Source organism: Desulfobacter latus, assembly GCF_013389365.1.
GTDB classification, from domain to species: Bacteria; Desulfobacterota; Desulfobacteria; order Desulfobacterales; family Desulfobacteraceae; genus Desulfobacter; species Desulfobacter latus.
Window position 1 is genome coordinate 1 of sequence record NZ_JACADJ010000057.1, and the last position, 26837, is coordinate 26837.

The window sequence follows — 26837 nt, forward strand, 5'->3', positions numbered from 1 at the left end:
TGTTCAATTCTAAAGTACACTAAAGGAACGTGCTGTTCACAGTATTTTTTTTAAAAAATAATTTTCAGCATCTCAAAAACACATTTTGATTTTACGAAGTGTCAAACGGAAAATGAAGGATGCCGAATTTTTTAGTGTAAAGAACCTTATCTGATCCCCGTAATTTATCGGTGTTCAGCCCCGTACAAAAATTTATCAATCAGGATAATCTTGTGAGCCCAGGTCTCTTTTTCCATCTCCGTAGAAATCTTTTCCCTGTCTTGTTCTGAATTGTTAAGGTGTTTCTCTACGGCTTGCTCAAACTCCAGATCATTTTTAACAATATGGGTCAGATGTTTATATCTTAAAACCTCAGGCATGGGCGTCGAGATCACCGGCAGGCCGGCGGATAAATATTCCCTTAGTTTAATCGGGTTAACCGCATGGGTCAGTTCATTGACTTTAAAAGGAATCAGTCCCATATCCAGGTGCCGGCAAAATGCCGGCAGGTCTTCGTAGTTCTTCCGGCCCAGAAAATACATATTCTCTCTATTTTTGTATTTCCCAAGATCAATACTGGAATCGGCATCGCCGATCAGCACAAAATGCCAGTCCGGTCTTTTTTGGGCGACCTTCCAGAGCAGGTCCACATCCACCCAGTCCCGGATCAGGCCGAAAAACCCCAGGCGGGGATGGGGGATACCTTCCAGTTCTTTGGGGCAGGGCAGGTCCTCTGTGACCGCCCGGTTGAAATGATGAAAATCCACCCCGTGGGTCACCAGGACCGTGTTGGGGTTCCAGCCCTGTTTCTTTTCCTGGAGCACCATGGCCGTGGTGATGACAAGATCTGATTTCCGGCAGAGGTCTTCTTCATCCTTTAGCACCTGCTCTGTGTCGTATCCTGTAAACGCAGCATGGTCGTCCACGCAGTAGTAGACCACTTTCTCCTCGTTGAACTGCCCCAGGGCATAGGCGATGTCCGGGGTAAAGGACCACACCTGGACCGGGCCTTTCCGGAGTTTTTTCAGGGCAAGGCGGATCTGGGTGATCAGAAGAAACCGGTTGAGTTTGCGGGCCAGGCTGGAACTGGGCAGGGGAATGACCAGCGGCGTCAGCACAAAGAGATTTTTACGGGGATTTTTCAGTCCCTTGATGATCTCTATCAGCTTTTTACCCATATAGAGCAGGTCGGACGAGCTGGCTGTGGGGGCCCGGGATGCATGGTAGTTGATCCACAGGATGCGGTTGTGTTCCGCCAGGATATGCATGACATGGTGTTTGCTGGTGGGCGGGGCCTCATATCCACTGGCAAAGCATAGAATGGTTTTTCCTTTTATCATACTATAGCCTTTAGGCCGTGAAACCCAATCCTTTAGGTTTGGGATATGAGTTTTGCTTTAGCAAGCACGGCCTTACTTTAATGTTAATAAAAGGCATATTATATTTAAGCGTCAGCCATATGCCGGGGCTGAGTAATGTTTGCCTCGCCAATGTTATGATCGGGTTTAACGTAAGCAGCACTGGTTTAACCCCTTAGACCTGTTTAACCACTTACCGTAGAGCAGGGGGCTGGCAAGTACCCTCTGGTACCTATTTCCGATCTAACGTAGTGCGCTAAGCACTTAGGCTGGTCAGCGTGGGGCTTTTACAAGCCTAAGCCTTTTAGGCTTGGGTAGCTGACCGCGCATTTGACGAATATCTTTTTCAGGATCATTGATATGGCTGATACCGTAAAATGATTCCGGGTCAAATTTTTTCTTTATATCTTGTTTTTTATCTTCTATTGGAAAAACAAAAATTTCAACTTTGGTATATTTAAAATTTTCAGGTATATTAATAATCCTGCTCAGTTTTTCCAAATCAACAATTTCTCTGATAGCTTCCATACAGCCACCTTTATTTTATCAATGATAAGGATAAGATTTATATATATTTTAAGTATATTGGCTCTGAAAGTCAATCATGAATGGTTCTTCCGGTTACTGCAGGCTGCCTGTCGTCTGGCTGGGTGACGGGGGGGGGGCTTGCTGGTGAGTGCAGACCAGGTTTTCCAGTTGTGCCATATTGGTCTTCCAGTTGAAGGTGTCCAGGATAAATGCATGGGCGGTCCGGGCTAAGGCAAGGCGGTGTGTGTCATCCTCCAGCAGGCGGATGACGGCATGGGCAAAACCGGAGGGGGTGTCTTCCACCAGGGCATGGGTGCCGGGTTTTCCGGCAATGCCTTTGAATGCATTGGCGGTGGTGACCACGGGTCGGGCCATGGCCATGGCTTCCAGAATCTTGTTCTGGACACCGGCGGCGATGCGCAGGGGGATGACACAGAGATCTGCGCCGTGGTAATAGGGGCGGATATCATCCACAAACCCGGTGATCCTGACCCCCGGGATACGAGCCAGTTCCCGGACCCCGGAGGCCGGGTTGCTGCCCACAATGTAAAACAGGGCATCAGGGAATGTTTCTTTGACGGAAGGGAAAATTTCCTGACAGAACCAGGTTACCCCGTCCACATTGGCGTAATAATCCATGGCACCGGTGAAGACCAACACCTTCTGGTTTTCTGTATCCCTGAGGGAAACCGGAGGAAACGCAGCAGCGGGTGAAAAATATGCTGTGTCAACGCCGTTTTGGATGGCGGTCAGGTTTGCGGCATCCGGGTACAGCTGCTTGAACAAGTCCACTTCTATTTGTGAGACAAACACGGAATGGTCAAACGCCTGGTTGATCTGTTTTTCATATGCCAGCAGGCGGCGGCTTTCGGTTTTGTAAATCATGCGCAGTGCCAACCGGCTCTGTTTGGTATACTGGTGCCATTTTTGAGAATCCAGGTCGCAGAAATCCATGATCAAAACAGGCCGGGTGGGCGGGTTTTGTGACATACCGGGAGAGAACCTGGTGTTGAGCGCCGGTGCATGAAACAGGTATTCCGCCATGGGGGATGAAAAACAGATAATGGCATCATACTCATGGGTTTCCAGCCACTGATCAAGGGTTTTCTGCAGCTTGGGTACATAAAAATAGGCGGCTGACAGCGGCCCGGAGCCAGCCAGGGCAGTCAGGCTTTTGAGCCTGGCCAGTGTTGTGTTGAGAGCAAAGATGCGGACCTGTTCACAGTAGGGGCGCAAGTCAGCCTGAAATTTGATGTCATCCGGGTTATCCGCCAGGGCCAGCAGGTGGATCTCATTGCCGGCTGACAGGTGCTTGATCTCATTGAACGTCCTGATTTTGTCGCCCTTGTTGGGCGGATACGGGATGCGGTGGGCCAGGTACAGGATTTTCATAGCGTCAATTGGGGTCAGACCCCGTTTATAATTTTGGGGATACGATATATGTCTTTGCGATTTGGAGATCAGTGATGGACCCAATTTTCCACTTGCAGGCCTGGTACTCTTTCAAATTCTTTAATATTGTTGGTTACCAGAATCATTGCAGATGCCCTGGCATGCCCGGCAATCATCATATCGTATGGACCAATGGGCCTGCCCATACGGTACAGGTCAGATCTTATCCTGCCGAAGTGATATGCAGCGTTGTCTTCAAAAGGCAGAACGTCAATTCTTGCCGTCATCTCCTCAATGTCTGAAAGATTTCTATCTGTCTGTTGTGAATGCTCTGCTCCAAAAACAAGTTCTCCCAAAGTAACACTTGAAATACACATTTGTCCGTTGTGTAATTTAAAGCGGTCCTTGACCTGTTTGGGCCGGTTTTTCATAATATAAATGATAATATTGGTATCCAGCATGAATTTCAGCATCATAAAATATCTCTGACCTGGTCTTCAGGCTGATGTCTTTCATTCATAAAGTCTTTGGAAACGCCGGGTCCTTCAAACCAGTCATCCCAGGATTGATTTGCCGGTACGATAACCCTCTTATTGCCAATTTTTGTAATTTCAACGTCTTTCACGTCCTCAGGGAACGCAATATCTTTTGGCAGACGTACTGCCTGGCTGCGGTTGCTTTTAAAAAGTTTTGTTTTTACGCACGTCATATTTATCCCCCCCCTGTTTTTTACCTGATCCCTTTTCTTCTATCACGAAACTAACAACTTTATTGGGATATGTCAAATGGATATCCCATAATTTCGGGGACACGATACTTAATTTTTTGTTGTTGGGTTGTCGGTTTCGGTAAAAGGGCGGGTTAAACAAGTTTACAAGGAAATATATTTTCTGGTTATGGTACCGAAGACTTTGGAGACGGATACCGGCATTTTCATGATCAGGCTTTCCGCTTTTTCCCTTTTTCCAGATATCGCCGATCTGCTATGCTGGGCTATGGGCTGCAACGGGTGATTGGTGTAAACGGGTGCGGGTTTAAAATCCGCCCAGTGCAGGGGGGAGGGTTCCGCCCCCCATTGTTTTTTAAAACTGTAGGTGCCTTCCCCCCGGGGTGGACCGGCCGAAATCAAACATGGGAAAATGATGGTCTGCTGCAAATTTTAAAAATGCCCAGTACAGCATCATGTTGGGGTTCCAGCGGTTGTACCGGCGCAGGGAGGATGCCCAGGGCACGGACACCATGTGGGGGTGACACAGCAGGATTCCGCCGGCAGCCGGGGTGCGGTCGGGCATGCGTACAATGAACAGGACCGCTCTGTTTTTGAACTGTAAGAGTATCTGGCGGATCCATTCTCTGGCATGCACGGGGGAGCCAAGATCCCGCATATTTTCGGCAAACAGGGGATAGAACGCATCCAGGAGCTTTCGCCCGCCGATCTGAACGGTCAGGCCGTCCCGGAACGGTTTTTTCGCCTGGCTGCGGACCTTGGCTTTGAGGCCTTTCATCAGGGTGTCTGCGCTGTCCGGCAGGGGCAGTAGCATGCGGACTTTGCCGGGGTTAACGGTTTTTTCCGGGTCAAGACCGGCCATGGGGCGGGCCGAGCGGATGGACACTGAGGGGATATTCAGGGTGTGGGCAAGATCCAGGGCCTGGAATATGAGGTCCTGTTCGATCTCCGGAGTGTCGGCCAGGGGACCGGCGGCATCGCAGTAGGGCACGGAAACCAGGGTGCCGGGCATCAGAGGCGGATGGATGTGTACCAGGGGAAGGATTCCGCGGATGCAGCCGCGGGTTCCGGCGGTCAGGCAGACGCCCTTGAATCCGTATGCCGCCGTCACTGCACTTCTCCAGGCAGACAGGTGATACGAAAGCCCCTGGGGATGCTGTAGCACGTATTGATCTATTGATTCGGGGGACATTTTTTCATGTCTTCGGATAAACTGTGTTCCTGAATTCTACAATGTCTGCTTTATTATCGCACAAAGACACTAAGGCATAAAGATGTTAGTTTCTTTGTGGCATTGTGTCTTTGTGAGAAGACAATTATTTAAATTCTGAAGGGCTGTTCATTTTCGGGCTTAAAGCCTAATAAGCTGTACACAGATTTAATTACATTTTCTGCTATGGTTATCGCTTCTATACAAATGCCTTCATCGGGGCTAAAGTTTGGTATTACACTGCCCAACGGATACTATCCGGATTTCGTACTCTGCCTGGATTATTCATAAAATGCGGCAAGGAAACCCCTGAGTCTTTAGCTCAGGGGAGGAATGCCGCCCTCCTTAATAATAATTTAGTAGCCCAGGCACCCGACCTTAGCAGGTCGTATTGTAGGAATAACCGTCAGATGCGTGAAGCAGCCTGCAATATTTCCAGCTAATGCCCTGTACTGTTTTGTCCACTGTTTTAATGTTAAACGAACCGCTTTTTCTGACAGCGACACGTCCGGTGTACGTTCCAACCTTTTTGCCGGAAGTGACAACCGCCTTGACGATGTCGCCCGTCTGGAATCCTTTGACTTGTTTTTCAGTTGACTTTGCTGTTGTCCGGGGGAATCCGAACTTGTTTAGCCTGCACATCTGCCTTGAGCCATGACCGTCTGCCTTTACAATCAACACGGTTTTGTCGATCTGAAACATCTTTTCAGGTGTGCTTTCCCCGACACAGGCGGCATCGAGCCAATGCGTTTTGTGAAGTCCCCTGGTCGTCCGGTTGAATTTTGTCAGACCGCCGGAGCCGGTTTCAACCGGCAGTCCGGTTTTTTTCAAGGTACGGAACAAGTCCCATCGGGTCGTGTTGACGGCGCCCGCATCCTTGAGCGGCACTTTGGACTGCTTTTGAATTCGTTTCAACAGTCGCGGTTTCCTTGAAAGGAACTGTTCTAGGGGCTTGTTCCCCTTCTTCCTGTTGCACGCCGTACAGGCCAGTGTCAGATTGCTGACTCTGTTGGAACCGCCTTTCGATTTCGGCACGATATGTTCAATCTCCAATGGGATATCTGTTTTTCCGCAGTAGGCACACGTTCTGTCCCACTTCTCCAGAAGGTATTCCCGCACCTCATAGCCCATGAGTTCCCCCTGCTGATACGCGACACCTGATATTTCGGGATTCTGTATCTTCTGCATGTCAAACCGAACCAACTCCATTGAAATTGCCTGAATATTGCAAAACCGGCACAACCGGTTGACCCAGGTTTCGATATTGTGAACCCGGCTTTTTAATGAAGGCGGCAGCCATCCTTCCGCCCTGGTCCGGTTATCAAAGCGCGGCTTCCGGTATCGCGTTTTCCGGTTTCTCCGGGATCTTCTGATGGCTCGTCTTGATTCCAGATTATTTTTGATCTGTTGGCCTCGATGTCTCAGTTCCATGGCAAAAACAATCTCTCCGGAATCGTCGTTAATCACGGCAATTCCGGTCTCTCTACTGCCCGGATCAATCTTGATCCGCAATGGGTTTGATGCCACGTCCAAGACGTTCTCTTTCAAAATGATCGTGAAGGGGAACTGTCTGAAAACTGCGGCTTTCCCTTCTGTTAAAAGCAGTCTTGCTTTTGCCGGATGTACCGGATTCTGCGGTTTTTTGTTTGTATCCAGAACAAATACGTTCAATTTAAAAATCCTCTTGTTTCCAAGGTAATGTTTGCCTCGTCAATGTTATGACCGGGTTTGGCGCAAGCAGCACCGGCTTAACCCCTTAAACCTGTTTAACCACTTACCGTAGAACCTGGAGCTGGCGAGCACCCCAGGGTACCTGTTTCCGATCTAACGTAGTGCTCGAAGCACTTAGACTGGTCAACTTTGGGGCTTTTTCAAGCCCCTCGGTCTTTAGCCGAGGGGTAGTTGACTCAGATTTTTCCACAAATTATACTCTCCTGACCATTCTACATATTCCATATCTTTTCCTTCAAGGTCTTCTGCTGTCCAAGATTCCATAAACTCTTTAGAAGATATTTTATATTTCTGTTCAAATTTTAATAATTTTTTTTTTGTATAAGAAATAGTGTGCTCTATGCGGGAAATTTCCGTTTCCAGCGTCTCAGACAAAATTTGACGGACTTTTTCCGGTTGGCTTGTTTTTAATACAATTTCTGCCATGTTATTCTCCCCTGTGCCTTATTCTCTTCCCCCAATCTCTGTTGCAGCATATTCAAGGGGCGGAATATCCCCTAATCCGTACATCTTCCTTCAGCCATTTTTTTGCCAGTTCGGCACTCTTAAAAACGTCAAGGGCCTTTTCGAATAGTCGCTGCAGCCGAAGAAGTCTTTCTGATTCTTCAAATGAAAATTTTCCTCTTTTTTTTCTAAGGGCTAAAGTGCTTTTTGGAATTCTGACATATTTTGCAAGGTCTTTATCCGGCAGGTCTAAACTGTCTTGCAGTTTTTTGAACGCTGATATCGGCAAACCGTCCTCTATTGATTGAATCAATTGGTTAAGGGTTGGTTCCGCTTCGGTTACATGTTGTGATGTCATGCGGATTCCTTTATTCGAATTCGACCCGATGATAAATTTCGGAAAGTAATAAATGATCGCACAAAGACACTAAGGCACAAAGTTTCTTATTCTTTGTGGCATTGTGTCTTTGTGCGAGGGTAGATTTAGATAACTTTGGTATAAAAAAGAATACCGACCCGGTTAATGTGATCAATAAGATCCTGGTTTTGAATTTTTGGGAATACCGTAAGATCCAGTTTATAGGGCAGCAGAAGATCATCATAGTAACCACCTGCTTAGGTGACCCATTTAATAAGCAAAAAGTTCTTGCAAGCACTTAATAATCTCGACTTGAACATTTTCGGGAATAACTCCAAGTTTTTGAATTAGCCGGGATTTATCTACAGCTCTCAATTGGTCAAGAAGAATAAATCCGTCCTTTTCTTTAAATGTACACTGAATCCTGGTTGGAAAAGTGAAGCCTTTAGACGTCATTGGTGCAACAATGGATGTCTTTAAAGCAGACATCTCATTGGGCGATATAACAACACAAGGCCTGGTTTTTTGGATCTCGGAGCCTTTTGTGGGATCAAGCTGTACCAACCAGATGTCAAATCTACTGATGCTTATTTTTACCACTCCCAATCCCCATCTTCTACCAGTGGAGCATCCAACCACTCTTTATCTGATTGCTGTAATTCATTGGATTTAAGCACTTTATCAAATTTTTCTTTCCAGCCATGTCTTGCCTTCTTAACAGGGTGGATTAAGAGTCCTTCATCAGTTACTTTGAATTCAAGTTCAGCATCATGAAGATTTGCTTGCGCTATAATTGCTTTTGGAATTCTCACGCCTTGAGAATTTCCTATTCGTATCAAAGTTGGCATAACTACCCCCATATTACTTAATTAATGTAATTACATTATAGTTATTTTGATTGCGGCTGTCAATTTGTTATGAAGGCAATAGTGTTATCCGTTTTGCAGTGGAAGAATGGCCTGAAACTCTTCGCCGGCTTCCTGGAAAACCGGTTCAAACCCGAGCCGTCTGGCTTCATGGCAAACCATGGGGATTCCCCTGCCAAGTTTATCGATATATCTTAAATTTTCCATGAATTTTACAAGTACCGGGTTAACTGCATAACTTACCCCGTTTTTCAATTTTTCAATGGTAACCGTATTGGGCAGGCGGCCGGGACTGATAAATTCAATCCGGTCATCAAACTGTAAAATTCTGATTCTGGAGCCATGGATTGCATAATTGCGATGGACACAGGCATTTACCAGAAGTTCCCGGAATACTTTATCCGGATATCGCTTTGATTTAACAACCCGCTTTGTTTTTTCTATTTTCGAAGCTTCCATGATGTTGTGTTTAATGACAGACAGAGCTGTATCAATCTGGAAAGCGATAGTACCTTCAATGACCTGGCGGTCAATTAATTCGTCACTCAATTCTGTTCCGGCAAAATGCGCATAACTGATACTTGAATTCTTTAAAAATTTCTGGGGATGCGTACCAAAAAGCAGAAGTCCTGCAACTGTCACATTCTTTTTGTCTGTCAGCACGTCGGTATTGATTAATAATGACGTCACATCCTGTTCATCATCAATATCAATATCATACCTTTGAAAATAGGACGAAATCGCCGCCATGTTTAAGTGTTTTAAAGAGGTCTTTTCAACCCCGGTCAAGTCATAGTGAAACATCCCCGCGTGCTGAAACATACGCATTAATTCAGCCTGGGAGGCCACCCGGCTGGTAGACCCGATCCGGATATAATATAAATTTTTGTTGGTCTGGTAAGGTTTATCGTTTCCTTTGGGAATATCGACAGTAACGATTTTTTTGCCGTCGATCTCAATAATAAAACAATCGGCCTGTATTGCAGGAATAATATTATGCCTGGATATATTGGCTACCCATTCTTCCCAGTTTTTTGAATCATCCACACCACAGATGCCGGACTGGTCACTGACCCCGATTAGAATCGTTCCACCTTGTGTATTGGCAAAAGCCGCCATTTCTTTGGCAATGGAATCCGGGTGAACTTTTTGCTCTTTAAATTCTATGAACTGATTCTCACCTTGATCAATCAGCGCTTTGACTTTGTTGGCTGTCGCATGACTCATTTAGCTAAAGACCTTTTATCATGAATGAGCCAGAAGGATATCCGTAATCCGCTCTGCTGCTCTGCCGTCCCAGAGATCGGGTTTTTGCCCGGTTCGCCAGTTGCCTGCCATGATCTTTTCAAAGGCATCAAAAATTTTCTTTTCTGATGCGCCGACAAGCTCGTTTGTTCCCTGGGTAATGGTGATGGGACGTTCGGTGTTTTCCCGGATGGTCAGACAGGGAATCCCGAGGGCCGTGGTTTCTTCCTGAAGCCCACCGGAATCCGTCAGGGCCAGTTTTGCATCTTTCCACAGATTTAAAAAGGCCATGTATGACAGTGGCGGTGTCAGCGTTATGGTATCAGGGGGGGTGATGCCAAAGGCTTCCATGTTTTTTTGCGTTCTTGGATGGATGGGAAAAATTAAAGGCAACCGTTTAGAGATCTGGTCAAGGGTGTTGAAAATCCGTATCAGGGTTGTCTTGTCATCCACGTTGGAAGGACGGTGTAAAGTTACGACGCCGTACTCGCTGTGACCGGATTTATAGTCATTGTACTTCAGGTCGGCTGAATTCATCTTTTCCAGTTGAGAGAGCTGGTAAAACAGATTATCGATCATAACATGGCCGACAAAATGAATGCAGGCTTCCGGCTTTCCTTCTTTTTTCAGATTGGCCATGCCCTGTTCTTCCGTGACAAAAAAGAGATCTGAAACCGCATCTGTAACCATGCGGTTGATCTCTTCGGGCATGTTAAGGTCAAAGCTGCGGAGACCGGCCTCCACATGGGCGACGTTTATGTGCATCTTTTTGGCCACAACGGAGCAGGCCAGCGTGGAGTTGACATCGCCCACGACCATGACAAGATCGGGTCTGTCCTGTTCGCATACGGCCTCAAATTCAACCATGATTTTTGCGGTTTGCTGAGAATGAGAGCCGCCTCCGGCCCCTAAATGGTAATCCGGTTTGCGGATACCCAGCTCCTCGAAAAAGACGTCGCTCATGTTGGTGTCATAATGCTGGCCTGTATGAACAATTTTATAGGCAATATCGTCTGCCCGGCTGTCAAAGGCCCGGGCAATCGGGGCGATTTTCATGAAATTAGGCCGGGCCCCGGCAATGAGCATAATTTTTATCATCAGTTCTCCTTACAACCGCCAGAACGGGATGCCGGCCTGTTTAACCTGATTCAAATCCAACATGCTTTTAACATCTATCAAGCCACCCATTGCATTCAATTTACCGGTAAACGCATTTAGAGGCTTCTCCCTGTACCAATCATGGGGAACCGCCAGTATCAATGCACCCAGATCCGTCAGTTCCTCCCATGGTTTAAGCTCAACATTGTAGTACGCTTTTGCCTCTTCCGGATCGGCCATGGGGTCGTGTACCATAATCCGGCATTCGTATGATTTCAACTCATTGATGATGTCCACAACACGGGTATTTCTTAAGTCCGGACAATCCTCCTTAAAGGTAAGTCCGAGGACGCCGACCCTGGCACCTTTAACGGGCTGGGATGCCGAGATCATCATTTTAATGGTTTTTTCCACCACAAATTTACCCATGTTGTCGTTAATCCTTCTGCCTGCAAGGATGACTTCCGGATGGTATCCTTCACTCTGGGCTTTATATGTCAGGTAATAGGGGTCTACCCCGATGCAGTGCCCGCCAACCAGGCCGGGGAAAAAATTGAGAAAGTTCCATTTTGAGCCTGCTGCTTCCAGCACATTTTTCGTATCAATTCCCAAGCGGTCGAATATCAGGGCCAACTCATTCATCAATGCAATGTTAAGGTCTCGTTGCGTATTTTCAATGACTTTGGCGGCTTCAGCCTCCTTAATCGTCTGTGTCCGGTGTACACCGGCCTCAACAATGGATTCATACAGGGCCGCCACTTTTTCAAGGGTCTCTTTATCGTCGCCGGCAACCACTTTAACTATCTTTGTCAGGGTATGTTCCTTATCCCCGGGATTGATTCTTTCGGGGGAATACCCCACATGGAAATCTTTCTTCCAGGTCATGCCGGATTCTTTTTCCAGAATGGGCACACAGATCTCTTCGGTGACGCCGGGATATACTGTGGATTCAAACACGACAATGCAGCCTTTCTTCATCACTTTTCCCACTGTCCGAGACGCACTTTCAATCGGGTAAAGATCAGGTTGTCTTGCATTGTCGATGGGGGTCGGGACCGCCACGACAATGATATCGGCATCGGACATGCGCTCCGGGTCCGTGGTCGGGGTGAAATATACGGCGTTTTCAAATTCTTCTTTTGAGACTTCACCGGTGGGATCTTTGTGAGCCAAACTATTGTCAACAATGGACTGCTTTAACTCAAATCCAATGGTTGGATATTTTGTACCAAAATGTATGGCCAAGGGCAATCCAACGTAACCCAGACCAACAACGGCTATTTTAATATTTTTTTCCAATACTATATTTATCCTTTCATTACATGAACTTAGCGCCCTTTGGGCGGGCTGTTAGGTGCTGGGTGCTGGGTGCTGGGTACTGGAAGTTCCTATACTCTTCAAGATAGCGCCGGCATGTCACAAAATCGCAGTTAGAGAAACTGTTGATTATCTGTTTTAACTTGCCCTCTGTCTTGTCCAGATTGATATAGTGCCTGAATTTGAATCCCCGTGACGCCTGGTGAACGCGTGGCTGATCCGGATCAAATTCCCATGGATGGGCATAAAAAATAAAGGCGTTGTCTTTTTTCAGCACATTTTTTATGCCCTGCTTAAAAAAAGAGGTTGGGTACAACCTGAAATATCCGCCGCCGCCCAAAGGGATGGTTTTGTTGCATAGGCGCAGGTTGCTGACCGGCAGTTCAAAAAAATGTGTATCCAGTTGGTAGCTTCCGCCGTTTTTTACCGCTTTTGACAGATCAATGCTGCCGTATCTGCCATGGGCTGAAAAAGAGTTATAACTGGAATCGTACAGGTAACCGGCCTGCTTGATCCTCTCCAGAATCCGGTCGTTGAGGGCAAAGCTTGGGGCCCGATATCCGTAAACGGCATGGCCTGTTATATCTTCAAGCTGTTTTTTGCTGGTCAAAAGATCCTGGAACAGCTGATTTTGATCCAGAGCCGTACACAGGTGGTGGTTGGCGCCATGGGACGCGACTTCATGGCCGCGGTCCCGGATTTGTCTGACCAGGCCGGGCAATTTTTCTGCGATCCAGCCAAGCATAAAAAAGGTGGCTTTGGGTTTAAAAGAAAAGGCATCCAGCAGATCCAGGATCAGGCAGGTATTCTTTTCCACCCGAAGTCCAAAGCAATTCCAGGTTGAAAAGTCAATATACGACTTGAAATTTTCAACCTGAAACCAGTCTTCTACATCAATAGTCAGAAGTATTGCGGGTTTTTTTGCCAATTTTTTTCAATAAAATGAATAAAAGATAAACCAGAACAAGGGCTATGCCAAAGATGATTAAGCCGGACATATCATGAAGAAATCCATGGGCGGCTTCCGGGCCCACCCAGGCCGCGAGCATGCCGGTGATGGTCAGCCGGACAACGTTTACGGCAACGGCAATGGGAATGGCGGATAAAAATATCACCCATTTTTTCCACACGCTGACATGGGATAGAAATGCAAACGCACCGGTCAGGGCCAGCAGGGAGGTTAACGAACGGATACCCGAGCAGGCATCCACAACTTCCAGGGAGGTATTGGCCAGGTGAAGGATATTGCCTGTCCTGAACACCGGAATACCGACCATGCTGATGGTTTCCGAGGAAATGCCGGCAGCAAAAAGCTGTAGCGGGAAAGCGATTTTATTCCAGATAATGGCTGGAATGGGAATCATCATGATCAGATAGCACAGCGGCACAGCAACCGCTTTGAGTATGGCCGTCCCAACGCTGAATGCTATGATGCCGGCCAGCGTGATGATCATGGATGTCCGCATTAAAAAAAATTCTGCGCCAAGGTTACCCGCCAGATAGACCATCATACCCAAAATAATGATGAAAATACCTGATATTGATGAGTTACGTGGCATCCGACGCAGATGATTCTGGCGATACCAGACCATATAGCCGGCAACAAAGGGAATAAGAAAGCCATGGGAAAAATTGGGATCATTAAACCAGTCGCCTATAAGATCCTTTAACGTCGACCAGTAGAGCAAGGCAAATGCGGCGGCAATCAAAAAGATCTGAATTATCTGATTTAATTTCATAAAATTAATTGGGAATAAATTGATTGAGGGCAGGGTAAACCGCATCTGCAAATTGCGTTAAAAGCATCTCGGCTGTTGCCTCATTTTTTATGACCGGTGCGATCAGGCGGACAAAGGCGCCGTCCGTCCGATTTTTCGTGATTGAATCCAGCACCAGCCAGATTTTTTGCATATATTCCGAACTGATAATCCGGCCCCGGGACTGGAACCAGTAATAGACCACCTGTTTTTGTCCGCCGTTGGCCAGCAGAAGTCGGGCTATTTTTATTGTTTTGCCGCTGTGGGGCAAGTCAATGGGAATGGCGGAACTTTGAACGATATTCCACCCTGCACCGGGCATGCAGTTTTTGGGTGAGTGGATCAGATCGCCTTTGCTCTGGCTCTGATAAAACCCCACATAAAGATTCACTGCCTGGCCCGGGCCTTTACTGAAGTCCGCCATGATATAGTCTTCAACCCCCAGGATATTGTACACTTGCTCGTCCATTTGACTGGTTACACCCCGCCAGGGGCCAATCTCAAGGGGAAATTGACTGAATGGCCGGTTCGGTTTGATACGCTCTGAGTGTGAAAACAGCGTTGTCAGACCGGCGGCCGAAATAAAAAGGATTACGATAATGGCAGTATGTTTGGGTGACAATTTTTTTCACGTATTAATCAAAAAGTTCTTTTTCAAGGCTCTTTCTGGATGGCATCTTATCCGGCCGGATAGGCCTTTCCGGAACAAAGCGAACAAAAATGGTAATGGTATTGTCTTTGTAATCCTCTCTTGAGGCATCATCTGTTTTAAAATTTGTATGGGTAGCATTGGCACTTACCTGGAGCCATTTCAACGGATTCCATGTCAGGCCGCCGCCGATTTCATACGTATCGTCCCGGCGATCTACGGTCTCCTTGAACTGCTGAAGCTCGTAAGACCCAAACAGCTGGGAGGACAAACGCCTTGCCAATAGATAACTCAAAGAAAATCCCGCCTGGTAGCTAATGTTGTATCCCAGACTTGCGGCCTCATCATCAGATGCGTCATATGAACTGCTGCCGGTAATGGTCAGCGATCCTTTGGGGCTGAGATTAAACACCTTGTAGGCGTTAAGATCCAAAAACGGATCAGTCGAATCCCCTTTGTCATTATCCCAGTCATGGAAAAGGATGCCGACACCGATTGAAATGCCGGCGTCCTCTGTTATATCCCAGTCAATACCCGTGGACGGATGATAAATGATATGATCCCCATCCTCCTTGTCAGACATATAATGGCGGTATTTAACATATCCATCAAAATGCCGGGTAAATTTCCGGATGTATCGAATATCTCCGGCAACGGTTTCGTAATCATTACCGGCATCTGTGTCAAATTCTTTGCTTTCATATTCTATATTGGTTTCGACCCCATCCCTCCGGCTAAACCAGTAAGTCAAAAAAGCGCTGGGTTCATAGCTTTCATATTCATCGGCGTCTGAATTTTTATAGTTATCCGTTGCGTAAGAAAAGTTTGCCCCCATACTGTTCCGGGGTCCAAACGCCTTATGGATGGAGGTACTGGCGTTATGCGTTTGGTGTTCCTTGTAATCACCGGTTCTGAGCTGTTGATCAAAGCTGTTGGAAAAGTCATAGGCAAGGGACGTTTTAACCGTTTTTGTCAACTGACTGTCAACAGAGGCGCTTGCAGAATGCTCCCAGGACGCACCGGTATTGTTCCCGTCATGCCCGTCATAGCTGATATCGGCCTTGGCAGAGGTGTGTTTTGTGACCTGATAGGCCGCAGATAGGCTTGCATTCTGGTCCAGACTGTTTCTTTCATTCTGATTTTTATAGTCTGTATACTCTGGGTTGTATGCCAGATAAATCTTGCTTCTTTTTTTTAAAAATCCTAGGGTAAATCCAAGTTCATAGGATGTGGTCCACTCTTCAAACGTGTCGCTTCCTGTTTGAAAATAGTTGTCCTGATACTCCTCTGTGATTGTCAGGGTCGGTACAATCTGGGTAACCATTCTGGCCTGGGCAAATGAGATCGGCAGCAGCAGACAGGTCGCAATAGCCAAAAAATATGCATGGGGCGTTATCATGGACAATTTCATGAGATACCTTTTGCTGTGTTGAAAATATCGCAAGTTCAGGGAACTATGATGATATCGTCGGCTTTGAGCTGGATATCATTTCCAAGCTCGCCGTCCGTAATATCGTCATAATCAATTTTGATCATCTGTTCCTTTCCGTTTTCCTTGCGGAACAGGATGATTTCATCCTTGGAGGCCCATTCAGTAAATCCTTTGGCCAGCGCAAACGCCTGTACAACAGTCAGTTTTTTAATTAAAGGGTATTCGCCCACCCCCACGACTTCGCCAAGTATATAATATTTCTGGCTTCCCGGGTTTGCCAGGGTGACCGTGACAGTCGGCGCCTCCACAAATTCAGCCAGACCGGTCTCAATTGCTTTTTTTAATTGCATTGTGGTGCGGCCTTCGGCCTGGATATCATCCAGCAGAGGAATGGTAATTTTACCGTCATTGCGGACAAACACTTTTTCGAATGTCAGATCTTCTTCCTTCCATGTTGTTACCTGCAGGACATCTCCGACACCAATTTTATAATCCCTATCGGTGGATACCCCGGCACTGCCTGCCGCAACATTCCCTGCTATACAAAGATACGCAGCAAATAACATAAAAAAGAAACAAAAAAAACATGGTATTGACTTAATTTTAAACATAGCTCCGCCCTTTCGATTACATCGATTAATATCTTTTTAAAATTTGTATTCGGTTTATATAATCCCTATGTCCTATCGAACACAACCAAGCATGAAACTATAAGTTATTGTCGGGGCTATTTAAATTGGGCGCCGCAGGCGCTTCGCCCTCTTGTATCTTGTCTCTTGTTTCTTGTTTCTTGTTTACCTTGCACCTTTGCCGAAAAGAACCGTTTTAACGGTTTTTAAAAGAATGACTACATCCAGGGCAAAGGACATATTTTTAATATAAAAAAGATCATAATTGAGCTTTTCCACGGCATCTTCAACGGTTGCGCCGTAATCATAACAGATCTGAGCCCATCCCGTGATCCCCGGCTTTACATTAAAGCGCTCGGCGTAAAAAGGAATTTCTTTTTCCAGCTGATCCGTGAAATATTTGCGTTCGGGACGGGGCCCCACAAGACTCATGGTTCCCATGAAGACCTCCCATAACTGGGGCAGTTCATCAATCCTGTATTTTCTTATGACGCGGCCGACCCGTGTGATGCGGTTATCGTTATCACCGGCCCATACCGGCCCGGTTAATTTTTCAGCATCCTGCACCATGGAACGGAATTTATGCATCATATATTCTTTTTTGCCACTGCCAACCCGGTCCTGGGCAAAAAGAACCGGGCCTTTTGAATCTATTTTGATCAAAATGGCCACCACTATAAATAAAGGAGCAAGAAGTGTCAAAAGGATTGAAGCCAAAATGATATCCTGCATTCGCTTCATACCTGTTTTAAACCTTGACTTATGGAACCCTTTGGAAAAAATCAACCATGATGGTTCTATCTCCCGAACCAGAACCTTTCCCGTCAGCATTTCATAAAAAGAGCTGCCTGAAATCACATCAATACCTTCAGTCCTGCACTGAATAAGCTCCTGGGTAGGAAACCGACCTCTTTTTTCCTTAAACGCCACAATAATTTTGTTTATATCGTATGTTTTAGAAATTTCAGAAAGCGTTTTATCCTTTTGCGCTGCTACCAGATTTTCAGGGGGGTTTTCTGCGTCCGGGTTAAGGTCATCAGGAATCACAACACATACTGTATACCCGCAGTCTATGGTACCCGTGATCTTTTCATAAATATCCTTGGCCAGCTTACTGGAACCCAGAATGATAATACGCTGGTTAAACATCCCTTTGTTAAGAATATGAAGATAACCGACCCGCCAGAGAATGATGAAAAAAATTATAAAAACGATGCTTAATATATAAATTTTTTGATCCACAACCACCAGAGGGAAAAGAAAATAGACACCAGCCAGGAGAATGGACGCAACCCCTAAGGATTGGAGCAGACGGATTATAATCTCCGGGATCTGTGATGCAACATCAAAATCATAAAGGTCGTTATAATATAAACAGGTCTGTAGAATAATGGTAATCAGAAGTATTCTTAAAACCAGCATCAAATCAAACCAGTAAGAACTGGAAACGGTTAAAAGGACAGTTGATAAAAGAAAACAGCTGAAGATCACGCATCCTTCCAGAAAAAAAAACAACATGTTTCTGACCGGAAAATATTGGCGCAAAATGCTGAGCATGTTTTAAGAAGTCTCCGTTTTACTTATCGTTCCTGATGATATCCGTACCCATGACCGCTTTTATTATATCCATATCCATATCCAATTTTTTTTCTCGCGAAATTGGTAACAACCCCCAACACCTTTTCACGGCCGTAAATATCCAGGATATCCGCAACCTCCTTGGTCCGTGTTTTTCCCTGGCGGATAACCAGAATAATGCCATCCACAAACCGGGCAATGGCATTGGTTTCTGATGTCATATAAGGGGGCGGCGTATCAATAATGATATATCTGTCATTGTAACGCAATTTGACCTCCTGGAGCAGGCGGCGCATCTGATCGGAAGAGAGCAGTTCTGACGGATTAGACGGAATCTGCCCTGCGGTCAAAATCGTCAGTTTATTTACAGATGCTTTTTTAAGCACCGAGGACAACGGGATCGAATTTGTCAGGTAATCGCTCAAGCCCTGGTCATTACCTTCATAGCCAAAAAACGTATGGATCGTAGGGGCTCTCAGGTCGCAGTCCATGAGAAGCACATACTCGTCAATACTCTGGGCTATGCTGACGGCAAGATTGGCAGCCACAAAGGATTTGCCTTCATGGGGAGAGGCGCTGGTCACCATGATCGTTTTGGGGGGATTCCCTTTTTCCGGAAATAAAATATTGTTTTTTAACAGCCGGAACTGCTCTGACGCATGCGAATAGGGCTTTTCGGCTGTGACAAGATCCGGATTTGCGTGCCTGGCGCCGGGTTGGGGTATCGCCGCTGAGTGTCCGGAAGCATGGCCGTCTGAATCATCACCCGATACAGATTGATTTTCCGGTGTTACCTTATTTTCTGCTTTTTCCAGTGCTCTAAATATTTTTCCCAAAATTTATATTCCCGGCATTACAAATTGAGTGTCGTTTTTATAAAATTGATTGTTCTGTCCAGACCTTTCTGGTTCAATATTGCAAAAAATACCAGAAAGACTGCACTATAGCCGCAGCAACAGATAAACATGATCCATTCAATTCGCTGCTTTGTTTTATCGCCCGTTTTTTGCAACGGGGGAATTGATGCCAAAATCGGCAGTCCTAACTCAGTTTCAATTTGATCATCCCGCCGGATGACAGAGAAGCTAAGCAACTCTTTTAAAAAAAGGACACCGCCACCCAGACCGAGGCCCCCGGCGACGGATAACAAAAACATCATTTTAACATTGGGGGAGATCGGCCTTTCCGGCAGGCGGGCATAATCCAGAATCCGGAACTGCTCCCCTTTTTGTTTTTTCTCCATATTGACCGACAATTCGGCTTCTAACTTTCTATCCAAAAGAGAGTTGTATATGTCCTGTATGTTCCCATAGTCCCGTTTAAGAGACTGAAGTTCCAGTTCCCGTTTGGGCGTATCTTCAACGCGCTGCTGATAAATCTTCATTTTTTCCTGAATTGCCGAGATCTCGGCTTGAATATTATTTGCCTCACCAACAAGTTGAGCGCGTTGCGCCTTTAAAGGGGCCACAGGATCCCAACCCATACCCGGCAGGATATCTTCCTCTAATTCGGCTGAGGGCTGCTCCGCGTCCTGTGCAGCTTCGAGTTCCTTTTCAGCTTCAAGATTTTCCTTTAATTTATCTATCGTCCGCTTTAATTTTTTAACATCCGGATGCTTTTCAGTATATCGAAGCAAAAGCGCTTCGTATTTTTCTTGGGCGGCCTGGAGCTCGGAATCATCCTCTTCCTCGAATTCATCAAAGTCAAAACTTTGAAAATTATCACCACCCATGCCGAATCCATCGTTTGTAGAGGCCATGGATGAAATCTGGGAATCAAGTTGATTGATGGAATTATTGACTTCTCTCAAAAGCTGTGATTTATCCGTAACCTGCTTTTGCATGCGGTCCAATGTGCGTAAATTCGTTTCCAGTTCATCAGGTAATCCCCCCAGATACTTTGCCCTGAACGCCGCCAGTTTCTGCTCTTTTTCCTCAAGCCGTTTTTGGGTTTTCTCCAACTCCGAGTCAAGGAACTCACTGGTGCCGATAGCCTGGGCCTCACGGACTTTGAGATTCTCATCCATAAAATAGGACGCCAGGGTATTGGCAATTCGCATGACCCGCTGGGGCTCATTGCCGGTAAAAGAAATGGAAAAGGCCTCTGCCCCTCGCCTGGCATGATCAATTTTGACCTTTATCCGTTTTCGCAACCCGGCTATTTTATCTTCCTGGTACATGCCGACACTATCTTCATACAAACCGAACTGATCAATGATCTGCTCAAGATTACTACGGCTCAGAACCTGTTGGGAGATGGTGCTGATCCGTTCGCCGATACTGGATGACACAACAGATCTTATGTAGCTGGTAGGAACCCGTTGGGGTTGAACAAGGATTGATGTGCTGGCTTGGTAGGATTTTTCAGCTGTCAGTGTCATCCCAAGCCCCAATGTCAGAGAAATGCACAAAGGAATAATTAAAAACCAGCGTCCCCGGATAAGGACATCAATAATATAGTCGGGCTTTATTTGTGTCTGAGATTGGAACGGATCCGTCATATTCATTCCTGGGTAAAACTAAAACAATTTTTATCGTAAATTATCATAAAATGGGAAATTCATACTTACCAGGTTCTGTTTTTTTGTCAATGCTTTATTTTGACCCGGTATAAAGGATCCCCCACAAGCACCTGTTTCCAGGACAGATACGGCAGACTGACCAGATAGGATTCGACCAGGGTCAGTTCTCCCCTGGCCAGAAAATCAAAAAAGATTTCCGGCATAGGGAACGACTGGACATAAGGCTCTCCCACAGGGCCGACGGTAGCGGCAATGCCGTTATCCAGCATTTTTTTGCACCAGACATTACTGTTTTTACGTTTCAGGGTCGCGCATTCAGAGCTTGCAATATGATACCCAACCGCTCCTTTTTCCCAGGTAAAGGCATTTACATAGTTGGCCAGGCTGTACCACCCGCAATAAAGGGCGGTATTGGGGCAGTCTCCCGGCTGAAACAGATCCTGCTCGTCATCCAGGATCACCGTCATTCCCTTTTTTTTCAGGCGGCTCGCCGCATTATGAATGGATTTATCATAAAGCCCATATCCGGCAACGTTTTTTTGACCGGGATCTTTCCATCTGGCATCAAAGTAGGCCGTACCGGACAAGCCTTTTGTTTCGGCTTCAATGCCGTCATTTACAATCCGTTTAACAATGCTTGGGTCCGCCCCGTCCAGACGGCTGACCATGATCACATCGGATTTACCAATGGCCGTTTTTTGGGATCGCCATGGCAGGAAAAAAGGATTGGGCAGCCAGAAATTAAGCGTGTAACGATCTTTTTTGACAAGCATCAATTCAGAATCAAAGGACGCTGTTTTGTCCGTGGAAGCCTTGAGCTCTTTAATTTTTTTATTTACCTGGCTCAGCGCCTTTTTTTGTTCGTCCGTCAGTTGCCCGTTTTTTTCTTTCAGAGTATTCAACATTTCCTTTTTTGCTGTTAACCGGTCCATTCGCGCCTGTTCCTCATTTGTCATTCCCGGCGAAGAAATCCTCAGCGGCAGTCCATACATGGTGACAATGGCGTTGATCTTTCGATTTTTTTTCAGGGCACGGCGGACCCGGGGAACGATTTTTTTTAAATAAGCGTCACGTGAACAGGTTTCCTTGTCTGTGATAAATACCAGCAGCAGATTTTTCTTGGGAATTTGCCGTTTCGCCATGTACCAGGCGGCAAGGCCCGGACTTCTAGCAGCATTACGGTTGGCAATAACAAGCACTTCATCCGGAGACAAAGCCAAGGCCGGCATGGCGGAAAAGCGTAATAAAGAAAATAAAATTGCAAAAATGCCAATAGAAAAACGCATTAGTCTCCCGGTTTATTCAATCTGTGTTGATCGCCCCCTAAAGGTTTGACCATGAGGCTTACCACAACGCCCAGTGCCCGGAGTGATAGACATAAAGGGCCAATCCGATATTGGTTACCCCGTGGGCAACAATGCAGGAAATTAAATCTTTTCTCAATATCCACAAAAGCGCCATGAGTACGCCGTAGGCAATGGCTGCGGGCCATTCAGCAACCAGATGGCCCGCAGCAAAAATAATAGTTGAAATCACAACAGCGTAAACAGTCCACTGCCCCGGTGCCACATCGAACATACTGGCCTCATCCAGGGCTGCAGAAAAGGCTTTGGGCGTTTTTTGCCTGCGCAGAAGATCCCATTGCAGGGCGACCCGGAAGACAAATCCGCGCATGAACAGCTCTTCAAAAACGGGAACGACAAAACCCGCCGTCAAAAGCCTCAGGGTAAATCCAAGGTCAGACCACGGCGCGCCGCCCCCGGCAGTTGTAAACGGGGCATATAAACCGCACCACACCACCAGTCCAATGATCCCGAAAACGATTCCCCACAAACAAGAGATCCATTTATTTTCAGGGCCGGTTAAAGGAACGTACCATTTCCAGGCCCAGATCAAAAGCCCGGGCACAATTACCAGCTTCATGATATATATGATTTCTTCGGGCAGCTTGTTATGCAGAACAGAAGAAAGCGCCACATAAGCGAAATACGGCGCTGCATAGGGAATCAGCAGATCCATATTTTTCCATTTTTTCCGGGAAAGATGAGTGTTGGAACTATTCATTCAATGACCTCGATTTCAACCCTGCGATTCATCATTCGACCCCATATCGTATCATTGCTCTCAATGGGATTCTGTCCGCCTCTGCCCTGGATTTGCATCTGATGACTTTTTAATCCCAGCCCCAGAAGAAAGCTTTTCACGATATTGGCCCTGAATTGGGATAATTGTAAATTATACTTGCTATTTCCCATACTATCCGTATATCCGGTAATAAGAACTTTTGAATCCTGGTGAACAACCAGGGGTTTTGAAAATGCTTCAAGCTTTTCAAGGTCTTCTTCATTAATATCATTGGCGTTATGCTTAAACCGGACTGTAATTTTATCTTTTGGAAGTGGGGGCAGGGGCGTATTTAATTCAGGTGATGCATCTGTTTCCGGAGACTCAGTTTCCGGAGACTCAGTGATAAATTTGAGGTCTTCCTGATTTTCAGCCCGGCCTTGGATTTTTTTTTCAACTACGGTCTTTGGACGTGGGGGTAAGGGATTATTTAATTCAGGTGATAGGTTTGTTTCCGGGGGGACAATGGCAAATTTGAGGTCTTCCTGATTTTCAGCTTGGCCTTGGATTTTTTTTTCAACTACAGTTCTTGAATTGGGCGGGGGGGGGGTATCCGGGCGTTCAGGATTCCGGACAATGGGCTGATTTTCGGGCTGGACAATTTCATCTGTTTTTTGTTCTTTTATTATTTCCTGTATGTTATCAAATGGCTGTTCTATCCGGGAACGCATGGAAAAAAAATGGTCCGGGAACATAAAGTACCAGGCAAAAACAACAAAGCAGATTAGGATTAACAGGTTGCCCCATGGGAATCGTTTTTTGGGGGGGTGTGGAACTGAGGCGGGAGGCTGCGCCACAGGCGTATGTTGGTCAAAATTCCGGGCAGCCTGGTCATCCGGGGCATTCTTTTCATTTTCATGGCAGGTATGGGGGTCAAATGGTTCATTGATGTCACGGTTGCGGACATGAGCCGGAATTTTTAATTCTTTTGCGCATTCCTTTACAATGCCTGCGTCAATGACCCGTTGTCCTCTGACAAAACCGGACAGCAGGGAATGATCGCATAAAATATTAATGCGTCTTGGAAAGCCGCCTGAATATAGAAAAATCTCCTGGACTGCACCCCGGTCAAACAACCGCTCCTGTGTGCCTGCAACCTTAAGCCTGTGGCGAATATATTCATCCACCTCCTCCGGGGTCAAGGGGTCTATGTTGTAGTTGAGGGTCATCCGCTGGAGAACCGCCCGGTTCTGGGGTCTGTTCAGAATTTCATTAAATTCGTTTTGTCCGATGAAAAAAATATTTATCAGCTTTGCATCCGGTTTTTCAATATTTGACAGCAGGCGGATTTCTTCAAGCATTTCCTGGGTGAGCAGCTGGGCTTCGTCAATGATGAGCAGCACCTTTTTATTTTTTTCAGCGGCGTTGAGCAGAAAATTTTTAAAATGAACAAGAAACGTACCCTTGGAGCTAAATTCCCTGTCCATGCCAAAGGCTGCGGCAATATAATTCAGAAAATCAAGTTTAATCAGGTTGGGATCCGACACAGAGGTACAGATGACATCCTGTCCCAGATTCTGGATTAATGCGTTTATCAGGGAAGTTTTACCTGTTCCCACATCCCCGGTTAAAAGCAGGAACCCCTTGTTGTCCAGGATGCCGTATTTAAGGGTGGCAAGGGCTTCTCTATGTTTTTCCCCGAACCATATGAATGCGGGATCACAGCTGATCTGAAAGGGGGCTGACTTGAGATTATAGAATTCATTGTACATTTATAAATTATGGAGATATTCCATATCCTTGGTCTGGGTTTGTTTGGTTCCGATTACCACCACCTGGGTTCTGTTGGGATGATTCATGAAATAAAGCCTGCCATTATATGCAAACAAGACTTCAAAACAGGTGACTTTATGCTTTTTACCTGAAAATACCTTTCGTTTCACAATGACCGATCCCGGGTCCCGATCCAGCTGGTGAATTGTTTCTTCCGCCTTTATCTGCTGGTCTTCGGTCAGGTTCATAAATCCGTTTAAGGCTTTTTTGTTCATTTCTACATGTTTGTACAGGGTTTTGAATCGTTTCGATAAAAAATCAACCTCATTCCGCTTGGATTTTCTCCCGCTTTTCTTCTGTTCATACTTTTCAAGGTTTGATTTGAGTTCATTTACCTCAACGTCCCGCCGCTTCTTTAATTCAATATATGTGTTGAGCTGTTCTTCAAGGCCGATGATTTCGTTAAACATTTCATCTTCATTTATTTTTGCCTTTTTCTGTTCCGACTGGTATTTCTTATCTAATTGTTCTATCTTTTTAAATAGTTCCGCCCGTTCCTGTTTCAGGTCTTCCTTCAGCTTTTCATGGTGCATCTTATTTTTTTTCAAATCCTGGATCAAGGTGTTTTGGGCCGCTCTTTCCTGTTCAGCCCTTTTGCTGCCCTGTCTATAAAATACAAAAAAGATCAAAATTGACATACCGGAGTAAAGGGCGAAGATACAGTTTGCCAAAAATGATCCATGATCCAGATGCAGAACGGCATTAACCTTGAGTCCGGAATTAAGAATTTCAAAATTTTTAGCAGCAACCGCCTGGGCATCGTAATTGCCCAGTGAATCCGCCTGAAATCCGTCACTTCCCACGTAAATGGGATAAATAATTTTACCCCGGCCTTCCGTCACTTGTATTTCCAGGTCAAGGTCGGTTATACGGATCAGCGTGTCCTGATTTATAAGGGCCTGGATATTTTTTGCGATCCGGTCTTCGATATGTACTGATCCGTTTAAAAGGTCATGGGAATTTCCGATCAATCCGTTTTCTATTTTTAAAATATATTTTTTTTCTAAATAGTCACGGCAGCCCGGAAGGGTAATCATATACAGAATCGGGGTGAGGACCAGGCAGAATACAACAACTTTAAATGGAAAATGTCTCATAATCTAAAGATAGATAAACTGCCCTGCTGCAGCAGACGGGATCAACGGTCGGCCGAAGGAATGGTTATATCGTAGTAAGTTCCTTTTTTATCTGCCTTGTTAAACTGCACGCGGCAGTCCAGCCGGTTTTTTATCAGGAAAAATTCAGGTCCGAGGTCTGAGGGCTTTGAAACCGATTCAGAGTCCCGGTAAATGATGCACAGATGGTCCTGGACAAGTGATGCATTTATATAAATGACAGGTTTTGAGTTACCTGATATGGAACTTAGGATCAGTTTTTCAAATAAAGAAAAAATCGAATCAAAATTACATATAAAAGGTTTCTCGTCGGATTTGTCAAAGGATATCTGCAGCCGGACATTCTCAAACCGTTTTTTAAGCTGCCTGAACAGATGTTCAATATCAAGTCCCCCGGGCTGGAACGCTTCCCGGCTTTCACCATAAATGGCCTCAATGATATCCGATTCAAATGTACGAAGCCTGCTGCTTAATTTATCCGACAGAACCATGACATCCGTATTGTTTTTATCCAGAGAGCCCACAGTTAAAACACCTTGCTGCTCCTTTATCCAGATTCCTTTTTTGAATATTTCGGTTTCTTTTTCAGGGTTCATAATTTTCTCCGTCCACTTGTTGATAAGGTTATGTGAACTTTTCAAATCTGGAAACAACAGATTTGAGAGTACCTTCAAAAGCGAAAAATCGCAAGATGTTTTAATCATATAGGAATTTCCATTCCCCAGCACCTAACAGCCCACCCAAAGGGCGCTAATCTAATGATCACTTTTAAAGCTTTTTGCCGGCAGGGTCGGTTAGAATAAAGAGGCATAGTTATATAAAACATCAATAAATGTAATCATTTATCCTGTTTTATATATGAGGCTTGAGGACTATAGGCTCCCAAGTGCAGAATATTAAGAGAAGCGTTAATGTCAGCATCTAAAAATAAACCACAAGCACATTTGTAAATCTCTCCTTGACGATTCGATTTACAAATCACGCCACATGCAGAACATCGTTGGCT

At 45.7% G+C, this 26837-nt stretch carries 28 protein-coding genes; all 28 read right to left on the reverse strand.

All coding sequences use genetic code 11. The features are described from left to right. Window positions 1–164 precede the first annotated feature (164 nt). Window positions 165–1319, reverse strand: a complete 1155-nt coding sequence (locus HXW94_RS13900) for a glycosyltransferase (RefSeq protein WP_178367506.1) — start codon at window positions 1317–1319, stop codon at window positions 165–167. Between the two features lie 291 nt (window positions 1320–1610). After that, a complete protein-coding gene (locus tag HXW94_RS13905) occupies window positions 1611–1865 on the reverse strand; it encodes a hypothetical protein (RefSeq protein ID WP_178367507.1) in 255 nt (84 codons plus the stop codon). A gap of 93 nt (window positions 1866–1958) precedes the next feature. Continuing rightward, window positions 1959–3257, reverse strand: a complete 1299-nt coding sequence (locus HXW94_RS13910) for a TIGR03087 family PEP-CTERM/XrtA system glycosyltransferase (protein WP_178367508.1) — start codon at window positions 3255–3257, stop codon at window positions 1959–1961. Between the two features lie 68 nt (window positions 3258–3325). Then, window positions 3326–3733: a type II toxin-antitoxin system tRNA(fMet)-specific endonuclease VapC gene (vapC, locus tag HXW94_RS13915; RefSeq protein ID WP_281357846.1), complete on the reverse strand. Its 408-nt coding sequence runs from the start codon at window positions 3731–3733 to the stop codon at window positions 3326–3328. Further along, entirely contained in the window at window positions 3730–3966 is a 237-nt protein-coding gene (gene vapB, locus HXW94_RS13920) for a type II toxin-antitoxin system VapB family antitoxin (RefSeq protein WP_178367509.1), read from the reverse strand. The genes vapC and vapB overlap by 4 nt, the downstream gene beginning before the upstream one ends. A gap of 373 nt (window positions 3967–4339) precedes the next feature. Then, window positions 4340–5176 carry a GNAT family N-acetyltransferase gene (locus tag HXW94_RS13925; RefSeq protein ID WP_178367510.1) on the reverse strand — a complete coding sequence of 279 codons (837 nt, stop codon included), beginning with the start codon at window positions 5174–5176 and terminating at the stop codon, window positions 4340–4342. A gap of 396 nt (window positions 5177–5572) precedes the next feature. Beyond that, window positions 5573–6865: an RNA-guided endonuclease IscB gene (gene iscB / locus HXW94_RS13930; RefSeq protein WP_178367511.1), complete on the reverse strand. Its 1293-nt coding sequence runs from the start codon at window positions 6863–6865 to the stop codon at window positions 5573–5575. Between the two features lie 216 nt (window positions 6866–7081). Next, window positions 7082–7351, reverse strand: coding sequence for a hypothetical protein (locus HXW94_RS13935; RefSeq protein WP_178367512.1), 270 nt, complete (start codon window positions 7349–7351; stop codon window positions 7082–7084). A 52-nt stretch (window positions 7352–7403) separates the two neighbouring features. Further along, on the reverse strand, window positions 7404–7727 hold the full coding sequence (locus HXW94_RS13940; protein WP_178367513.1) for an antitoxin Xre-like helix-turn-helix domain-containing protein: 324 nt from the start codon (window positions 7725–7727) through the stop codon (window positions 7404–7406). A gap of 270 nt (window positions 7728–7997) precedes the next feature. Then, window positions 7998–8366 (reverse strand): type II toxin-antitoxin system PemK/MazF family toxin, encoded by a 369-nt coding sequence (locus HXW94_RS13945; protein WP_343054633.1) that lies wholly within the window; start codon window positions 8364–8366, stop codon window positions 7998–8000. Beyond that, window positions 8321–8575 carry an AbrB/MazE/SpoVT family DNA-binding domain-containing protein gene (locus HXW94_RS19275; RefSeq protein WP_218576729.1) on the reverse strand — a complete coding sequence of 85 codons (255 nt, stop codon included), beginning with the start codon at window positions 8573–8575 and terminating at the stop codon, window positions 8321–8323. The genes HXW94_RS13945 and HXW94_RS19275 overlap by 46 nt, the downstream gene beginning before the upstream one ends. An 84-nt stretch (window positions 8576–8659) precedes the next feature. Beyond that, window positions 8660–9820 carry an RNA-binding domain-containing protein gene (locus HXW94_RS13955; RefSeq protein ID WP_178367514.1) on the reverse strand — a complete coding sequence of 387 codons (1161 nt, stop codon included), beginning with the start codon at window positions 9818–9820 and terminating at the stop codon, window positions 8660–8662. An 18-nt stretch (window positions 9821–9838) separates the two neighbouring features. Further along, complete coding sequence (gene wecB, locus HXW94_RS13960) at window positions 9839–10936, reverse strand: non-hydrolyzing UDP-N-acetylglucosamine 2-epimerase (RefSeq protein WP_178367515.1); 1098 nt, start codon at window positions 10934–10936, stop codon at window positions 9839–9841. Window positions 10937–10945: 9 nt separating this feature from the next. Next, complete coding sequence (locus HXW94_RS13965) at window positions 10946–12235, reverse strand: nucleotide sugar dehydrogenase (protein WP_178367516.1); 1290 nt, start codon at window positions 12233–12235, stop codon at window positions 10946–10948. A gap of 19 nt (window positions 12236–12254) precedes the next feature. Then, a complete protein-coding gene (locus HXW94_RS13970; protein ID WP_178367517.1) occupies window positions 12255–13181 on the reverse strand; it encodes an XrtA system polysaccharide deacetylase in 927 nt (308 codons plus the stop codon). Next, window positions 13147–13992 carry an exosortase gene (xrt, locus tag HXW94_RS13975; RefSeq protein ID WP_178367518.1) on the reverse strand — a complete coding sequence of 282 codons (846 nt, stop codon included), beginning with the start codon at window positions 13990–13992 and terminating at the stop codon, window positions 13147–13149. Before xrt ends, HXW94_RS13970 begins: the two co-directional genes overlap by 35 nt. A gap of 4 nt (window positions 13993–13996) precedes the next feature. After that, window positions 13997–14632 carry an exosortase C-terminal domain/associated protein EpsI gene (locus HXW94_RS13980; RefSeq protein WP_178367519.1) on the reverse strand — a complete coding sequence of 212 codons (636 nt, stop codon included), beginning with the start codon at window positions 14630–14632 and terminating at the stop codon, window positions 13997–13999. 13 nt (window positions 14633–14645) lie between these two features. Next, on the reverse strand, window positions 14646–16058 hold the full coding sequence (locus tag HXW94_RS13985; protein WP_246294034.1) for an outer membrane beta-barrel protein: 1413 nt from the start codon (window positions 16056–16058) through the stop codon (window positions 14646–14648). Window positions 16059–16105: 47 nt separating this feature from the next. Next, window positions 16106–16657 carry a polysaccharide biosynthesis/export family protein gene (locus HXW94_RS13990; RefSeq protein ID WP_246294035.1) on the reverse strand — a complete coding sequence of 184 codons (552 nt, stop codon included), beginning with the start codon at window positions 16655–16657 and terminating at the stop codon, window positions 16106–16108. 228 nt (window positions 16658–16885) lie between these two features. After that, window positions 16886–18277, reverse strand: coding sequence for a TIGR03013 family XrtA/PEP-CTERM system glycosyltransferase (locus HXW94_RS13995; protein ID WP_178367522.1), 1392 nt, complete (start codon window positions 18275–18277; stop codon window positions 16886–16888). 23 nt (window positions 18278–18300) lie between these two features. Then, window positions 18301–19134: a polysaccharide biosynthesis tyrosine autokinase gene (locus HXW94_RS14000; protein WP_178367523.1), complete on the reverse strand. Its 834-nt coding sequence runs from the start codon at window positions 19132–19134 to the stop codon at window positions 18301–18303. A 17-nt stretch (window positions 19135–19151) separates the two neighbouring features. Beyond that, window positions 19152–20798, reverse strand: coding sequence for a GumC family protein (locus HXW94_RS14005; protein WP_178367524.1), 1647 nt, complete (start codon window positions 20796–20798; stop codon window positions 19152–19154). 86 nt (window positions 20799–20884) lie between these two features. Then, window positions 20885–22105, reverse strand: coding sequence for a TIGR03790 family protein (locus HXW94_RS14010; RefSeq protein WP_178367525.1), 1221 nt, complete (start codon window positions 22103–22105; stop codon window positions 20885–20887). 58 nt (window positions 22106–22163) lie between these two features. Further along, complete coding sequence (locus HXW94_RS14015; protein ID WP_246294046.1) at window positions 22164–22883, reverse strand: CPBP family glutamic-type intramembrane protease; 720 nt, start codon at window positions 22881–22883, stop codon at window positions 22164–22166. Continuing rightward, window positions 22880–24655, reverse strand: coding sequence for an AAA family ATPase (locus HXW94_RS14020; RefSeq protein ID WP_178367526.1), 1776 nt, complete (start codon window positions 24653–24655; stop codon window positions 22880–22882). The genes HXW94_RS14015 and HXW94_RS14020 overlap by 4 nt, the downstream gene beginning before the upstream one ends. Next, window positions 24656–25813, reverse strand: a complete 1158-nt coding sequence (locus HXW94_RS14025) for a hypothetical protein (protein ID WP_178367527.1) — start codon at window positions 25811–25813, stop codon at window positions 24656–24658. Between the two features lie 41 nt (window positions 25814–25854). Then, window positions 25855–26427, reverse strand: a complete 573-nt coding sequence (locus HXW94_RS14030; protein ID WP_178367528.1) for a hypothetical protein — start codon at window positions 26425–26427, stop codon at window positions 25855–25857. Window positions 26428–26669: 242 nt separating this feature from the next. Then, on the reverse strand, window positions 26670–26837 hold a 168-nt coding region (locus HXW94_RS20145), incomplete at its 5' end, for a zinc ribbon domain-containing protein (protein ID WP_178367529.1).

Excerpts from the sequence above, each read along its gene's own strand:
- HXW94_RS13940 (WP_178367513.1), bottom strand. The coding sequence starts at position 7,727 with ATGACATCACAACATGTAACCGAAGCGGAACCAACCCTTAACCAATTG.
- HXW94_RS14020 (WP_178367526.1), bottom strand. The coding sequence starts at position 24,655 with ATGTACAATGAATTCTATAATCTCAAGTCAGCCCCCTTTCAGATCAGC.
- HXW94_RS14015 (WP_246294046.1), bottom strand. The coding sequence starts at position 22,883 with ATGAATAGTTCCAACACTCATCTTTCCCGGAAAAAATGGAAAAATATG.
- HXW94_RS13900 (WP_178367506.1), bottom strand. The coding sequence starts at position 1,319 with ATGATAAAAGGAAAAACCATTCTATGCTTTGCCAGTGGATATGAGGCC.
- vapC (WP_281357846.1), bottom strand. The coding sequence starts at position 3,733 with ATGATGCTGAAATTCATGCTGGATACCAATATTATCATTTATATTATG.
- vapB (WP_178367509.1), bottom strand. The coding sequence starts at position 3,966 with ATGACGTGCGTAAAAACAAAACTTTTTAAAAGCAACCGCAGCCAGGCA.
- HXW94_RS13990 (WP_246294035.1), bottom strand. The coding sequence starts at position 16,657 with ATGTTATTTGCTGCGTATCTTTGTATAGCAGGGAATGTTGCGGCAGGC.
- HXW94_RS13955 (WP_178367514.1), bottom strand. The coding sequence starts at position 9,820 with ATGAGTCATGCGACAGCCAACAAAGTCAAAGCGCTGATTGATCAAGGT.
- HXW94_RS14025 (WP_178367527.1), bottom strand. The coding sequence starts at position 25,813 with ATGAGACATTTTCCATTTAAAGTTGTTGTATTCTGCCTGGTCCTCACC.
- HXW94_RS14010 (WP_178367525.1), bottom strand. The coding sequence starts at position 22,105 with ATGCGTTTTTCTATTGGCATTTTTGCAATTTTATTTTCTTTATTACGC.
- xrt (WP_178367518.1), bottom strand. The coding sequence starts at position 13,992 with ATGAAATTAAATCAGATAATTCAGATCTTTTTGATTGCCGCCGCATTT.
- HXW94_RS14030 (WP_178367528.1), bottom strand. The coding sequence starts at position 26,427 with ATGAACCCTGAAAAAGAAACCGAAATATTCAAAAAAGGAATCTGGATA.
- HXW94_RS13910 (WP_178367508.1), bottom strand. The coding sequence starts at position 3,257 with ATGAAAATCCTGTACCTGGCCCACCGCATCCCGTATCCGCCCAACAAG.
- HXW94_RS13925 (WP_178367510.1), bottom strand. The coding sequence starts at position 5,176 with ATGTCCCCCGAATCAATAGATCAATACGTGCTACAGCATCCCCAGGGG.
- wecB (WP_178367515.1), bottom strand. The coding sequence starts at position 10,936 with ATGATAAAAATTATGCTCATTGCCGGGGCCCGGCCTAATTTCATGAAA.
- HXW94_RS14005 (WP_178367524.1), bottom strand. The coding sequence starts at position 20,798 with ATGACGGATCCGTTCCAATCTCAGACACAAATAAAGCCCGACTATATT.
- HXW94_RS13905 (WP_178367507.1), bottom strand. The coding sequence starts at position 1,865 with ATGGAAGCTATCAGAGAAATTGTTGATTTGGAAAAACTGAGCAGGATT.
- HXW94_RS13995 (WP_178367522.1), bottom strand. The coding sequence starts at position 18,277 with ATGCTCAGCATTTTGCGCCAATATTTTCCGGTCAGAAACATGTTGTTT.
- HXW94_RS13985 (WP_246294034.1), bottom strand. The coding sequence starts at position 16,058 with ATGATAACGCCCCATGCATATTTTTTGGCTATTGCGACCTGTCTGCTG.
- HXW94_RS19275 (WP_218576729.1), bottom strand. The coding sequence starts at position 8,575 with ATGCCAACTTTGATACGAATAGGAAATTCTCAAGGCGTGAGAATTCCA.
- HXW94_RS13935 (WP_178367512.1), bottom strand. The coding sequence starts at position 7,351 with ATGGCAGAAATTGTATTAAAAACAAGCCAACCGGAAAAAGTCCGTCAA.